Annotated in this window: 14 protein-coding genes; 3 read left to right on the plus strand and 11 right to left on the minus strand. The window is 72.2% G+C overall.

All coding sequences use genetic code 11. The features are described 5' to 3' along the window. Positions 1-19 precede the first annotated feature (19 nt). Genes ABEB28_RS08910 through ABEB28_RS08930 form a run of 5 tightly spaced genes read right to left on the minus strand, consistent with a single transcriptional unit; the run spans position 20 to position 4,707 of the window. Complete coding sequence (locus ABEB28_RS08910; protein ID WP_345727504.1) at positions 20-1,192, minus strand: lipid-transfer protein; 1,173 nt, start codon at positions 1,190-1,192, stop codon at positions 20-22. Next, positions 1,189-1,566, minus strand: coding sequence for a MaoC family dehydratase (locus ABEB28_RS08915; RefSeq protein WP_345727505.1), 378 nt, complete (start codon positions 1,564-1,566; stop codon positions 1,189-1,191). The genes ABEB28_RS08910 and ABEB28_RS08915 overlap by 4 nt, the downstream gene beginning before the upstream one ends. Continuing rightward, positions 1,563-2,480, minus strand: coding sequence for a bifunctional MaoC family dehydratase N-terminal/OB-fold nucleic acid binding domain-containing protein (locus ABEB28_RS08920; protein WP_345727506.1), 918 nt, complete (start codon positions 2,478-2,480; stop codon positions 1,563-1,565). Before ABEB28_RS08920 ends, ABEB28_RS08915 begins: the two co-directional genes overlap by 4 nt. Then, entirely contained in the window at positions 2,477-3,655 is a 1,179-nt protein-coding gene (locus tag ABEB28_RS08925) for an acyl-CoA dehydrogenase family protein (RefSeq protein ID WP_345727507.1), read from the minus strand. Before ABEB28_RS08925 ends, ABEB28_RS08920 begins: the two co-directional genes overlap by 4 nt. Then, positions 3,649-4,707 carry an acyl-CoA dehydrogenase family protein gene (locus tag ABEB28_RS08930; protein WP_345727508.1) on the minus strand — a complete coding sequence of 353 codons (1,059 nt, stop codon included), beginning with the start codon at positions 4,705-4,707 and terminating at the stop codon, positions 3,649-3,651. The genes ABEB28_RS08925 and ABEB28_RS08930 overlap by 7 nt, the downstream gene beginning before the upstream one ends. A 242-nt stretch (positions 4,708-4,949) precedes the next feature. Between ABEB28_RS08930 and kstR the strand changes: the two genes are divergently transcribed. After that, on the plus strand, positions 4,950-5,597 hold the full coding sequence (gene kstR / locus ABEB28_RS08935) for a cholesterol catabolism transcriptional regulator KstR (protein ID WP_345727509.1): 648 nt from the start codon (positions 4,950-4,952) through the stop codon (positions 5,595-5,597). On the opposite strand, the gene ABEB28_RS08940 is transcribed toward kstR, so the two are convergent. Continuing rightward, positions 5,594-6,799, minus strand: a complete 1,206-nt coding sequence (locus ABEB28_RS08940) for a metallophosphoesterase (protein ID WP_345727510.1) — start codon at positions 6,797-6,799, stop codon at positions 5,594-5,596. The genes kstR and ABEB28_RS08940 overlap by 4 nt on opposite strands. A 51-nt stretch (positions 6,800-6,850) precedes the next feature. Next, entirely contained in the window at positions 6,851-8,098 is a 1,248-nt protein-coding gene (locus tag ABEB28_RS08945) for an MFS transporter (protein WP_345727511.1), read from the minus strand. A gap of 64 nt (positions 8,099-8,162) precedes the next feature. Between ABEB28_RS08945 and ABEB28_RS08950 the strand changes: the two genes are divergently transcribed. Beyond that, positions 8,163-8,735, plus strand: coding sequence for a nuclear transport factor 2 family protein (locus ABEB28_RS08950; protein WP_345727512.1), 573 nt, complete (start codon positions 8,163-8,165; stop codon positions 8,733-8,735). A gap of 7 nt (positions 8,736-8,742) precedes the next feature. Here the strand turns inward: ABEB28_RS08950 and ABEB28_RS08955 are convergent, their stop codons facing one another. The 4 genes from ABEB28_RS08955 to ABEB28_RS08970 all read right to left on the minus strand — a co-directional run bounded on the left by ABEB28_RS08955 (position 8,743) and on the right by ABEB28_RS08970 (position 12,426). Next, the gene (locus ABEB28_RS08955) at positions 8,743-9,477 is read right to left on the minus strand and encodes a FadR/GntR family transcriptional regulator (protein ID WP_345727513.1); all 735 of its coding nucleotides are present in this window, start codon (positions 9,475-9,477) and stop codon (positions 8,743-8,745) included. 10 nt (positions 9,478-9,487) lie between these two features. Beyond that, a complete protein-coding gene (locus ABEB28_RS08960; RefSeq protein WP_345727514.1) occupies positions 9,488-10,324 on the minus strand; it encodes a sterol desaturase family protein in 837 nt (278 codons plus the stop codon). A 73-nt stretch (positions 10,325-10,397) separates the two neighbouring features. Next, positions 10,398-11,054: a TetR/AcrR family transcriptional regulator gene (locus tag ABEB28_RS08965; RefSeq protein ID WP_345727515.1), complete on the minus strand. Its 657-nt coding sequence runs from the start codon at positions 11,052-11,054 to the stop codon at positions 10,398-10,400. Positions 11,055-11,064: 10 nt separating this feature from the next. After that, on the minus strand, positions 11,065-12,426 hold the full coding sequence (locus tag ABEB28_RS08970) for a cytochrome P450 (RefSeq protein ID WP_345727516.1): 1,362 nt from the start codon (positions 12,424-12,426) through the stop codon (positions 11,065-11,067). 112 nt (positions 12,427-12,538) lie between these two features. On the opposite strand from ABEB28_RS08970, the gene ABEB28_RS08975 reads away from it, so the two are divergent. Beyond that, entirely contained in the window at positions 12,539-13,018 is a 480-nt protein-coding gene (locus tag ABEB28_RS08975) for a DUF4334 domain-containing protein (RefSeq protein WP_345727517.1), read from the plus strand. The last annotated feature ends 14 nt before the right edge of the window (positions 13,019-13,032 follow it).

The following is a 13,032-nucleotide window of genomic DNA, read 5'->3' on the forward strand; positions in this document are numbered from 1 at the left end:
TGGAGCAATCCGGCAGTAGTCACGCACCGCTCAGGACCAGGCCGCTGGTGGGGACGCCGGTGCCGGCGGTGACCAGCACCGTGGACGCTCCCGCCACCTGGTTCACCGCGGTGCCGCGCACCTGCCGCACCGCCTCGGCGATGCCGTTCATGCCGTGGATGTACGCCTCACCGAGTTGTCCGCCGTGCGGGTTGGTCGGCAACGCACCGTCCAGCCCCAGCGCGCCCGACGCGACGAACCCCGGCGCCTCCCCGCGGCCGCAGAAACCCAGCTCCTCCAACTGCACGAGGACGAACGGCGTGAAGTGGTCGTAGAGCACGGCGACGTCCACGTCGGCGGGCCCGATTCCGGCCTGTCCCCACAGCTGCCGGGCGACGACGCCCAGCTCGGGTAGCCCGGTCAGGTCGTCGCGGTAGTAGCTGGTCATCACGAACTGGTCGGAGCCGCTCCCCTGCGCCGCGGCCCGGATGACCGCCGGCGGCCGGCGGAGGTCCCGCGCCCGGGACACCGACGTCACGACGACCGCCACCGCCCCGTCGCTCTCCTGGCAGCAGTCGAACAAGCGCAGCGGCTCGCAGATCCAGCGGGAGGCCTGGTGGTCGGCGAGCGTGATCGGCCGTTCGTAGAACCACGCGGCCGGGTTGGACGCCGCGTGCGCCCGCATCGTCACCGCCACCCGCCCCAGATCCTGCGAGGACGCACCGTAGGTGTGCAGGTACCGCTGGGCGAACATCGCGACCCAGCTCGCCGGGGTACCGAGGCCGAACGGATACGACCAGCCGGCGTCCACGCCCGACGACGTCGGCGCACCCGCCAGCCCGGGCTGCACCTGCCCGAACCGGTGCCCGGAGCGCTCGTTGAACGCCCGGTAGCAGACGACGACCTCCGCGACGCCGGTCGCCACCGCCATCGCGGCCTGCTGGACGGTGGCGCACGCCGCGCCGCCGCCGTAGTGGATCCGGCTGAAGAACGAGAGCTCCGGAACGCCCAACTCGCGAGCGACCGCGATCTCGGTGTTCGTGTCCTGGGTGAAGCTGACCATTCCGTCGACGTCCGCCGGGGACAGCCCGGCGTCGTCCAGCGCGGCCCGGACGGCCTGGACGGCGAGCTTCAGCTCGCTCCGCCCGGAGTCCTTGGAGAAGTCGGTCGCGCCGATCCCGGCGATCGCGGCCGACCCGGACAACCCGGTCACACCGTCACCTCCACGGTTCCGGTCACGTGGTTCCCCCGGCTCACCCGGCCGACCACGGAGACCGTGAGCGCCGAGCCGTCCACCGCGGTCACCTCACCGGAGAACGTCAGCCGGTCGTAGGCGTAACAGGGCACGCCGAGGCGGATTGCGACCCGCCCGACCCGTGCCGCCGGACCGGCCCAGTCGGTGACGTACCGCTGCACCAGCCCGGTCGTCGTCAGGATGTTGAGGAAGATGTCCTGCGAGCCACGCGCCACGGCGAGATCACGGTCGTGGTGCACCTCCTGGAAGTCCCGGGTGGCCAGTGCGGTGCTCACCACGAACGTCGGGGTGGCGTCGAGGCTCAGCTCCGGAAGGGCTTCGCCGATCTTCATCGCACCCTCCAGGCGGGCAACGTGAGTTCGTCGTCGATCCGGTCCCAGGTCACTTCCACCGGTGTTCCGATCCGGACGACGTCCGGGTCGACGTCCAGCACCTCGCCGAGCATCCGGACCCCCTCGTCCAGCTCCACCAGCGCGACCACGTACGGCGTCTCCCGACCGGGCACCGGAGGGTGGTGGTGGACGACGTAGCTGAAGACCGTGCCGAGCCCGGATGCCACCACGTAGCCGGACGCGTCCGCGCCGCACGCCACGCACATCGGCCCCGGCGGGTGCCGCAGCGCCCCGCACTTCTCGCAGCGCTGGATCCGGAGCTCTCGCGCGGACGTCCCCTCCCAGAAGAACTCGGTGTCCCGGCTGACCACGGGGCGCAGGACCGCCGAGCGATCCGGTTTCTTCTCCCGAGGCCGGAACTTCAGGACCCGCCACTCCATCTCGGCCACCGGCTCGTCCCCGACGTACCAGGTGTTGTGCGTGGTCACGAACCAGCCCTCGCCGAGCGCGGTCTGCTTCGGACCCCTGACATCGCCCAGCCGGGAGCGCACCGTCAACAGCTCACCGGGGCGCAGGTAGCGGTGGTAGGTCTGGTCGCAGTCGGTGGCGACGATCGACGGATACCCGGCGTCGCTGAGCACGTTGAGCATCGCCCAGAGCGGGTCGTCGGCGGGGCGCACCCGGCCCAGCCCTGGCATCGTCCAGACCTGGATCATCGCCGGCGGCACGACGACGCCGGGGTGTCCGGCGGCGCGCGCGGCGTCGTCGTCGGTGTAGACGGGGTTCGTCTCGCCCAGGGCGTCCAGCCACGCGTGCAGCGTCGCTTCGTTCACGGGGTCGCGCGCCGTGGACGGCTCGCTCTCCCCTCGTGCGCGGATTCGCTCGGCGGCGGCGAGGATGTCGGTCGCACTCATCGGGGCACCCTCTCCAGGCCGAGGCCCGCCGTGGCGATCAGTTCCCGCTGGATCTCGTCGACGCCGCCGCCGAACGTCAGCACGGTGTTGCGTTTGCGCTGGACGTCCAGCCAGCGCAGCAGCGCCGCGGTCTCCGGGTCGGCCGGATCACCGTGCCGGGCCACCACGTCCTCCAGCTCCCGCCCGACCCACTGCGCGGCCTGCGCGGAGAACACCTTGGTCGCGGACGCGTCGGCGATCTCGGCGGCGCCCAGATCGCGCCCAGCGGACGCCGCAACCTGCCAGTTCAGCAGCTCGTTGGCCCGCTGGGTGGCGTGTGCCCGAGCCAGCACGCGGCGCACGTCCGGGCGGTCGAGCAGCGGCACACCGTCCGGGCCGGACCGGGTCGCCGCCCAGTCCCGCACGCGGTCGAGCAGCCCGGCGATCCGCCCGGCCGGACCGAGCATCACGCGTTCGTGGTTGAGCTGGGTGGTGATCAGCCGCCACCCGCGGTTCTCGTCCCCCACCCGCATGCTCACCGGCACCCGGACGCCGCGGTAATACGTCGCGTTGACGTGGTGGGCGCCGTCGGAGGTGATGATCGGCGTCCAGGAGTACCCGGGGTCGGTGGTGTCGACGATCAGGATCGAGATGCCCCGGTGCTTCGGGGCGTCCGGGTCAGTGCGGCAGGCCAGCCAGATGAAGTCGGCGTCGTGGCCGCCGGTGGTGAAGATCTTCTGGCCGTCGACGACGTAGGTGTCACCGTCGCGGACCGCCTTGGTGCGCAGCGACGCCAGGTCGGTACCGGCTTCCGGCTCGGTGTAGCCGATCGCGAAGTGGACTTCACCGCGCAGGATCAGCGGCAGGAACCGGGCCTTCTGCTCGTCGGTGCCGTACCGCTGCAGCGTCGGGCCGACCGTCTCCAGGGTGACCGACGGCAGCGGGACGTCCGCCCGCGCCGCCTCGTTCACGAACAGCTGCTGCTCGACCGGTCCGAGCCCGCGCCCGCCGTACTCGGTCGGCCAGCCCAGCCCCAGCCAGCCGTCCCGGCCGAGCCGCCGGATCAGCTCCCGGTAGACCGGTCCGTGCCGGTCGACCCGCATCGCGTCCCGCTCGTCGGGCGACAGCACGCCGGCGAAGTAGGCGCGTAACTCGTCGCGCAGCGCGCGCTGCTCCGGTGTCAGGTCGATCAGCATTTGCTCTCCAGGTACCGCGCGCCGAGGAGGTCCAGCGTGGCGTCCGAACCGCCGACCAACCGGGCCAGGTCGCTCGCCGCCGCCGAGAACCGGTGCAGCGGGTAGTCCCGGTCGAGGCCGAGTCCACCGTGCAGGTGGTGGCAGGTGCCGAGCGCGGCCGGGAGAGCGGTCGCGACCCAGTAGGCGGCTACCTCCGCGTCGGTGCCCGGATCGGCACCGGTCTGCAGCCGCCAGACCGTGGACTGGGCGAGCAGGTGCATCGTCCGGGAGGCCAGGTAGACGTCGGCGATCTGCTGGGCGACCGCCTGGAACGTCGCGAGCGGCCGGCCGAACTGCTGCCGGGACGCGACGTGGGCGGTGGTGAGCGCCAGCGCGCCGGCCAGCAGTCCGTCGCCGTAGCTGACCGCCCCGGCGACCGCGAGCCGGTACAGCTCCGCGATCGCGGCCGGGCCGCCGACCAGAGCGTCGGCCGGAACGGCCACCGCGTCCAGCCCGAGCCGGAACGGGGCGTTCGGCCCGGCTCCCGGCACCCGGGACACCTGGACCCCCGGCGCGGACGGATCGACGAGCAGCAACGCCGGGCCACCCGGGCTACGGGTCACCGGCACCAGGATCCGTTCGGCCGCGTCCGCGTCCGGTACACCGAGCTTGACGCCGCTCACCCGGTAGCCGTCCGCGCCGGGAACGGCCAGCGTGCGCGGCTCGTCGGGGAACGGCGTCGACGGTTCGTGCAACGCCGCGCTCAGCACCGCGCCGTCGTCCACCACCCGGCGGAGAAGCGATGCGCCCGCGCCGCACCGGGACAGCGTCAGCGCGCCCAGGGCCAGCGTGGCGTAGAGCGGGGTGGAGACCGCCCGACGCCCCAGCTCGGTGAGCACGACCGCGGCACCGGCCGGCCCCAGATCGTCGCCGCCGACCTCGGCGGGCAGCGCCAGCTCGACCAGGCCGGCGTCGACCAGCGCCGCCCAGAGCTCGTCCTGCGCGGACCGCTCGACCACCAGCGCGGCCAGCTCGGCGGCGTCCCGCAGCGGCGGGTCGGGAGTGAAGTCCACGGCCGGATACTAGAACAGGTTCTATCGGATTCGCGTCAGCTTCCTGGGTGGAGATGAGGTTTTCTGCCCCATCAGCTCCGGACGATGGGGGTGTTACGGGAACGTCAACACCCGATGGCACTAGAACGTGTGACTCTTCGGCCGGGGTACTCTAAGGCGTGCGCGGCCGGCAACCGCCGTCCGCACGGAAAGTACCCCGATCGTGTCTACGGCCGGGTCGATCGATCCAGGGGGTAGACCCGATGGCGAGCCCATCTCGTGCGCGCGGTGGCGGCCAGGGCGTCCTGAACGCGCTCAACTCGCTGACCGAGGACGACCTGGGCTCGGCCGCCCAGCGCGACCGCCGCAAGCGAATGCTCGACGCCACGATCGCACTCGCGACCAAGGGCGGCTACGAGGCCGTGCAGATGCGGGCGGTCGCGGAGAACGCCGACGTCGCGCTCGGCACGCTCTACCGGTACTTCCCCTCGAAGAACCACCTGTTGGTCACCGGCCTGGCCCGGGAGTTCGAGCAGGCGCTGGAGAAGCTCGACCGGATCGAGATCCCCGGCGAGACGCAGAGCGAGCGAGTGCTGTTCGTGCTCGGGCGGGTCACCCGCAAGCTGCAGCGGTTCCCGCAGCTCACCGAGGCGATGACCCGCGCGTTCATGTTCGCGGACGCCAGCGTCTCGGCCGAGGTCGACACCGTGGCCCGGTTGATGGAAGAGATGTTCGGGCGGGCGATGCACGCCGAGCCGAACGCCGACGACCGCGCGATCGCCCGGGTGATCGGCGACGTCTGGCTCTCCAACCTGGTGGCCTGGGTGACCCGCCGGGCCTCGGTGAGCGACGTCGCGGCCCGCCTGGAGCTCACCGTGCACCTGCTCCTGGACAACGTCGAGCAGCGTTAAGCCGCGCTCCGCAGCGTCAGCACCGTGATCTCGCTCGGCGCGAAGATCCGGAACGGCGGGCCCCAGAAGCCGGTGCCGCGGCTGGTGTAGAGCTGGGTGCGCTCGCCGTGACGCGAGAGGCCGCGGACGACCGGCTGGTCCAGCCGCACGAGGAAGTTGAACGGCCACATCTGCCCGCCGTGGGTGTGGCCGGAGACCTGCAGATCGATGCCCGCTTCGGCGGCGCGCCGGATGAACTTCGGCTGATGCGCCAGCAGCAGCACCGGCAGGTCCGGGTCGGACCCGGCGAGCGCGGCCGCCAGGTCCGTGCGGTGGCCGGGCAGTCCGGACGACCGGGCGGTGACGTCGTCGACGCCGGCGAGCACCAGCCGGTCGCCGCCGCGCTCCACGACCAGGTGCCGGTTGTGCAGCGGCTCCCAGCCCAGCTCGGCCATCCGGTCGAGCCAGCCTTGCGCCTCGCTGAAGTACTCGTGGTTACCGGTGACGTAGACCTTGGCCAACCGCGCGGTCACCGTGCCGAGCGGCGCGGACTGCTCCCGCCGCTGCACCGGTGTGCCGTCGGCGATGTCGCCGGCGTGCGCGACGACGTCCGCGTCGAGTGTGTTGATCACTGCCGTGACCTTCCGTGACCACTCGGCCCGGTCGATCGGCCCGTAGTGGGTGTCGGCGATCAGCACGACCCGGGTGCCGTCCAGCCCGGCGCCGAGCCGCGGCAGCGTCACGTCGAGCTCGCGGACCCGGGAGACCCGCATCGCCTCGTAGTGGCCCCAGAGCAGCAGGACCACGCTCACGACCAGCGTGAACGCGGTGACGATCCGGGACCGCGCGGGGTTCTCGACGCCGCCCAGCGCGAGCGCGAGCCCCAGCACGTCGCCGATCAACGACCAGACGAAGAGCACCCAGACGACGCCGAGCAGCGTGTCGCCGATCCGGGACAGGCGGTCGTCGTGCTGCCCGTGCCCCCGGATCATCGCGAGCGGCAGACCGACCAGCGCGGCGAGGAAGACCAGCGAGCCGACGACGACCACCGGCAGCGGCCAGTCGTTGGACGGGCCGAGCAGCGTCCACCACGGCACGCCGAACAGGAGCAGGGAGATCACCAGGACGACGCCGAGGAAGGCGCCGGCCCGGCGTCGGCGCTCGGGCGTCGGCGCGGGCGCGGCTTCGGCGATGCTCTCGGGCGGCGAATCGATCTCGGCCACGAATGCCCCTCTCGCTTCGGTTCGCTCAGCGCAACCGCAGGTTACGCGGAGCTATTCCGGAACGGCAGCGGCGGCCGGGTGGTACCGGGCCAGCGCCGGGGCGGCCGCCGCCAGCGCGAACGCGCCGAGCACGCATGCGGCGCCGCCCAGCACGGCGGCGGTCGCCGGTCCGGACACCGACGCGACCGTGCCGGCCCGCGCGTTGCCGAGCTGTGGCCCGCCGGAGCCGACCACGAAGTCCAGGCCGCTGATCCGCCCCCGGTACGCGTCCGGGGTGGTGAGCTGGAGGATCGCACCCCGGTAGACGACCGTGACAACGTCGGCGGCCCCGGCCACGGCCAGGAATCCGAGCGCCAGCCAGAGCGTCGGGCTGAGTCCGAGGCCGATCATGCCCACACCCCAGCAGCCCACCGCGAGCATCAGCGCCACACCCTGCCTGCGGACGCCGCCGAGCGGCCCGGACAGGACCGCGATGACCAGGCCACCGATGCCGGGCGCCGCGTAGAGCAGGCCGGTGGCGAGCGCGCCGCCACCGAAGCGAGTGTCGGCCAGCTCGGGGAAGAGCGCGTGCGGCATCGCGAGCACGGTGGCGTTCAGGTCGGCGAGCAGCACCGCCGCGACCAGCGGGTGCCGCCGGGCGAACCGCAGCCCCTCCACCACCGACCGCAGGCCGGCGGTGGTGCCACCGCCCTCCGGGGGCATCGGCCGGATTCGGGTCGTCATCCAGGCCGCGAGGACGTAGGTCAGCGCATCCACCGCGTAGACGGCGAACACTCCGGCCGACGCTGCCAGCGCCCCCGCCAGCAGCGGGCCGATGAAGGCGCTGACCTGCCAGGAGGAGTGCATCAGCGTGCCGGCCGCGGGGAGGAGCTCTGCGGGCAGCAAGCGGGGCAGGAACGTCCGGCGGGCCGGCGCGTCGATCGCGGCCAGCGCCGACTGCGCGGCGGTCAGCGCGTAGAGCAGCCAGAGCTGCCGGAGGTCGAGAGCGGCCTGGGCGGCCAGCAGCAGCACGACCAGCGCGAGACCGGAGCTGGTGCCGACGACGAGACGCCGCCGATCGACCGCATCGGCGATCGACCCGCCGAGCAGCCCCATCAGCAGGGTGGGCACCATCGTGGCCAGCCCGACGGCGCCGACCGCGAACGACGACGACGTGAGGTCGTAGACCTGCACGGCGACGGCCACCCCGGTCATCCAGGTGCCGATCGTGGATACCGCGTGGCCGAACCAGAGCCGGCGGAACTCCGGTGAGATCTGCAGTGGACGTACGTCGGCCAGCAGCCGCCCCGATACCCGCACCGCCCGACGCTAGCCGACGACATCGGTCGCAAAACGTCGACACGGCGTAGACGACAGCGTTACCGTGAACACAACCGACGCCCGGGAGGCAGCGATGATCCAGCCCGACGCTCCGAGTTCCGCCGATGTCCCGACGAACGCCGAGACCACGACCGCCGCGTGGCGTGCGGCCGGCGAGCGCGGCGACGCGGAGGCCGCCGCCGCCTGCCTGGCCGAGGACGCCGTGGCGATCTCCCCGCTCACCGCGGCGTTCCGCTTCACCGGCCGGGATCAGGTCCGCGAGATGCTGATCGCCGCGACCGCGGTCTTCTCCGATCTCCGCTACCACACCGAGGTCGGGGACGAGCACACGCGCGCGCTGTTCCTCACCGGCCGCGCCGGGCGTGAGCAGTTCGAGGAGGCTCAGCTGCTGCGCTTCGACGCGCACGGCCGGATCACCGAGCTCACCCTGTTCGGGCGGCCGTTACCCGCCCTGACCCGGGTGATGGGCGACATCGGACCGCTGTTGCTCCGGCGACAGGGCCGGCCGGGGCTCGCCCGCGTGGTTCAGGCCGCGACGGCGCCGCTGGCGCTCCTCACCCGCGTCGGCGAGCGTCGCCTCGTCCCGCTCGCCGACCCGAACCGCGTCCGCCGCTGACGCGACGTCAGCCGACCGCCGTGCCGACGGTGCCGTCGGCGCCGAGCCGTTCGAGCATGACCGACGTGAGCCGCCGCGCCGCCGATGCCGCACCCTCGGCGTCGGCGGCGGCGATCGCCGACGCGAGCACGCGCTGGGTCGCCAGGTCGGCCGCCTCCGGCGCGCTCAGCTCGCGGGTCGCCGCCACGTTCTGGTTCATGGCGGTGACCAGGCTGTTGTACGCGAGCTGGTAGGCGAGGTTCTCCCCGGCGACGACGATCAAGCGCCAGAACTGCTCGTAGCGCTCGGCGAGGACCACCGGATCGGACACGCCCACCGACCCGGTGACGAACTCCTCGATCTCGGCGGCGGCCACGGGTCCCGCTCGCAGCGCGGCGAGCCGTGCGGCGTCCACCCCGATCGCGAGCCGCATCTCCAGCGCGGACCGCAGGATCACCCCGCCCGGCAGCTCACCCGAGGCCGCGAGGTCGCCGAGCACCTCCAGACCGGCGTGCGTCCGCCAGTCCAGCACCCGGGTGGCGCCTCCGTGGCTGACCTCGACCAGCCGAGCCTGCTGGAGCCGGCGGATCGCCTCACGCAACCCGTGCCTTGCCACCCCGAACTGCTCGGCCAACGCCCGCTCACCCGGCAACGAGGTCCCGGCCGCCAGGGCGCCGGTCAGGATCGCGTCGCGCAACTGCCGGTACACGGCGTCGGAGACGCCGCTCCGGGCGATCGGACCGAAGACCACCGGTTCTGCCACGGCCCCGACTCTACGGCTTCGGTGCGGGCACCCATCCCGGGCCGCGGAGCAGGTGACCGGCCCGGTCGCGCCAGCCGGACGCCGTCCGCAGCGCCCGTCCGATCGCCACGTACTCGCCGAACGCGACCTTCACCGGGTTGTACGTGTTGATGTTCTTGGTCAGGCCGTAGACGACCCGCTCGCCCTCCGGCTCGAACGTGCCGAACAGCCGGTCCCAGAGGATCAGGATGCCGCCGTAGTTGCGGTCCAGGTACACCTGCTGGCTGCCGTGGTGCACCCGGTGGTGCGACGGGGTGTTGAACACCGCTTCGAACCACCGCGGCATCGTGCCGATCCGCTCGGTGTGCAGGAAGAACTGGTAGATCAGGTTGACCGACAGCTGGAAGAAGATCATCCACGGCGGAATGCCGATCGCGGCCAGCGGCAGCCAGAACGGCAGCGCGGTGAACGGCGTCCAGGGCTGGCGCAGCGCGGTCGAGAAGTTGTACCGCTGGCTGGAGTGGTGCACGACGTGCGACGCCCAGAGGATCCGGACCTCGTGGTGCGACCGGTGATACCAGTAGTAGACGAAGTCGTCGGCGAAGAACAGCAGCACCCAGGTCCAGACCGAGGTGGGGTCCAGCCGTAACGGGGTGAGCAGGTAGACGCCGGTGAGCGCGCCGAGCGTGACGAGCTTCCACCCGGCCTCCACGATCAGGAAACCGAGGCCCATCGACAGGCTGGTCACGGTGTCCCAGGCGGTGTACCCGAGTTCGCTCTCGTCGCTCAGGAACCGGTAGGACGCGATCTCCAGTGCGACGAACAGCACGAACACCGGTACGGCGAAGACCAGAACGTATTCCAGCATGCGAGCAGACTACGTCTGCTGGTTCACTGGTTCAACCAGTATGGCGACGCTCGTCCGCGTGCCGTTCCGGGGACTACTTACGGGGCAGCGCGTCGATCGCGGCGACGAGGAGGTCGAGGCCGAACTCGAAGTCGGCCTCGGGGTCGTGCGCGAGCAGCGCCGGCGCCGAAGCCACCACGTGCGGGAACTCCGCCGGGTCGACCCGCGCCAGGGCCGGCGCGGAGCCCTCGGAGACCCGGTCGATGAGCTGGCCCAGCCAGAGCGCCTGGAGCTGGGAGCCGACCGCGTAGGCCATCAGCGCGTGCACGATCCGGACCGCGGTGGCTCCCTCGAACCCGGCCTTCGCCGCGAGCGACAGGGCCCGCTCGGCGAGCCGGGAGGCGGCGGTGCTGTCGATCGAGTGGGTGAGCACCACCCGGATGGCCTGGGGGTAATCCTGGGCCGCCGCCCGGAAGGCGCGCACCAGCGCCCGGGTCTCCTCCCGCCAGTCGCCGGTGCCGGACGGCACCGTGTCGAGGCCGGCCACCACGTACTCGGCCACGCCCTCCATCAGCGCGGCCTTGTTCGGGACGTGGTTGTAGAGCGACATCACCGCGACGCCGAGCTCGGCCGCGACCGCACGCATCGACAGCGCTTCGGCGCCGTGCCGCTCGATCAGCTCGACCGCGGCGTGCACGATCCGCTCCCGGGTGAGCACCAGCCGCACCACGGGCTCCGGGGTCTTCCGCACGGAGATGACGTTATCCGAGGCGCACGGGCAGCTCGTCGTAGCCGCGCAGCGTCCGGGTGGGACGTCGGCGCGGAGTCCCCGCCGCCGCGAGGTTCGGATAGCGCTCGAACAGCCGTCGCAGCGCCTCCTCCCCCTCGATCCTGGCCAGCGCTGCACCCAGGCAGTAGTGCACGCCGCTGGAGAACGCCAGGTGTTCCCGCGCGTTCGCCCGGTGGACGTCGAAGCGGTCCGGGTCGTCGAAGACCTCGGGGTCGCGGTTGGCGCCGCCGATCAGGACCGAGAGGAACGTGTTCTCCCGCACCCTGACCCCGGCGACCTCGGTGTCGCGCAGGGCCCGCCGGGCGGTGTTCTGCACCGGCGACTCGTACCGGAGGATCTCCTCCACCGCGTTGCCCCACCCGGCCGGGTCCGCGCGGAGGTCGGCCAGCTGGTCGGGGTGCTTCAGCAACAGCGCGGCACCGTTTCCGATCAGGTTCACGGTGGTCTCGAAGCCGGCCGCCAGCAGCAGCCCGGCGATCGCGAGCAGTTCGGTCTCGGTGAGTTCGTGCTCGGCCCGGACGAGCTGGCTGAGCAGGTCGTCGCCGGGGTCCCGCCGCAGCCGGGTGAAGTGGCCGGCCATCCACTCGTTGAGCTCACGGATCGCCCGGTCCACCCGGCGGTACTCACGGTAGGACAGCCCGATGTCGAGCACCGGCGCCGCGGTGCCACCCCACGCGATGAACGTCGATCGCATCTCGGTGGGCACCCCGAGGATCTCGGCGATGATCGTCACCGGCAGCAGGCTCGCGTACCGACTGACCAGGTCGACCGGCGCGCCTCCACGCGCCCGATCGGCACGGCTCTCCCGCTCGGCCCGGTCGAGCAGCTCGTCGGCGAGGTCGCCGACCCGCCCGCGCATCGCGGCCATCGCCCTGGCGGTGAACACCTTCGAGACCAGCCGCCGGTAGCGGGTGTGGTCGGGCGGGTCGACGGCCAGCATCGAGGGCGGCGTCACCGGACCGATCGTCCGGTTGGGCCGGGTCATCAACCAGCGGGCCAGCGGTGGGAGTGCCTCCGGGTCCGACACCACGCCGAACGCGTCGCTACGCAGGGTGGCCCCGGCCACCGCATGGCTGGCGGTCGCGGCCAGGAACGAGCCCTTGACCACCGGACCCCGTTCGCGGATCCGAGCGTAGAGCGGGAACGGATCGGCGCGCACCGCCGGGTCGGAGAACAGCTGGGCCTGCAGGTCACCCTGCTTGCGGGCGCGCTTCATCGCCACCCGGGCGACGCCGTGCCGCGCCGACCACGTACCGGCTGCGAGCAGTTCCGACCGCACGCGTCCGGGCGTGCGGTCGGTCCGCACCGCGGGCTGGTCGCTGGTTAGCGTCATCGGGCCTCCCGGGCCTCGGTTCTCCGCAGCAGACGTACTGTGTACGTCCCACGTACGTTGTACGTACGACGCCCTCTGGTTGTCAATGTGAATCGTCGTTAACATCGCGGCCATGCTGCTGACCGATGCACGAGCCCGCTTCGCCGCGCTGCGCAGGCAGACCGAAGGCGTCCAGCCGGACGACCTCGACGAGATCTGGGCGGCGCTACCGACCGCGCGCGTCGACGACGTCCTCGGCACCTGGAAGGGCGCCGACTTCGCCACCGGGCACCCCCTGCACCAGGGCCTGATCGACGCCCGCTGGTACGGCAAGACGTTCGTCAGCCCGATGGACGCCAAACCACTGATGTGTCGCGACGAGAACGGGCGGCTCTACTCGAACACCGCCCTCGGGCGCGGCGGCGAGGCGTCGCTGTGGGAGGTGGAGTTCCGCGGCGAGGTCACCGCCACGATGGTCTACGACAACCAGCCGGTGTTCGACCACTTCAAGTGGGTCGACGACCGCACGCTGATGGGCATCATGAACGGCAAGTCGCCGCTGGTCTTCCACCGGAGCCGGCACTACTACTTCCTGCTGGAGCGGGACTCCTGATCGCCGTCGGGTAC

This window comes from Cryptosporangium minutisporangium (genome assembly GCF_039536245.1).
GTDB classification, from domain to species: Bacteria; Actinomycetota; Actinomycetes; order Mycobacteriales; family Cryptosporangiaceae; genus Cryptosporangium; species Cryptosporangium minutisporangium.

Coding starts and splice junctions, on each gene's coding strand:
- ABEB28_RS08915 (WP_345727505.1), bottom strand. CDS start 1,566: ATGAAGATCGGCGAAGCCCTTCCGGAGCTGAGCCTCGACGCCACCCCG.
- ABEB28_RS08920 (WP_345727506.1), bottom strand. CDS start 2,480: ATGAGTGCGACCGACATCCTCGCCGCCGCCGAGCGAATCCGCGCACGA.
- ABEB28_RS08925 (WP_345727507.1), bottom strand. CDS start 3,655: ATGCTGATCGACCTGACACCGGAGCAGCGCGCGCTGCGCGACGAGTTA.
- kstR (WP_345727509.1), top strand. CDS start 4,950: ATGGCGAGCCCATCTCGTGCGCGCGGTGGCGGCCAGGGCGTCCTGAAC.
- ABEB28_RS08960 (WP_345727514.1), bottom strand. CDS start 10,324: ATGCTGGAATACGTTCTGGTCTTCGCCGTACCGGTGTTCGTGCTGTTC.
- ABEB28_RS08970 (WP_345727516.1), bottom strand. CDS start 12,426: ATGACGCTAACCAGCGACCAGCCCGCGGTGCGGACCGACCGCACGCCC.
- ABEB28_RS08975 (WP_345727517.1), top strand. CDS start 12,539: ATGCTGCTGACCGATGCACGAGCCCGCTTCGCCGCGCTGCGCAGGCAG.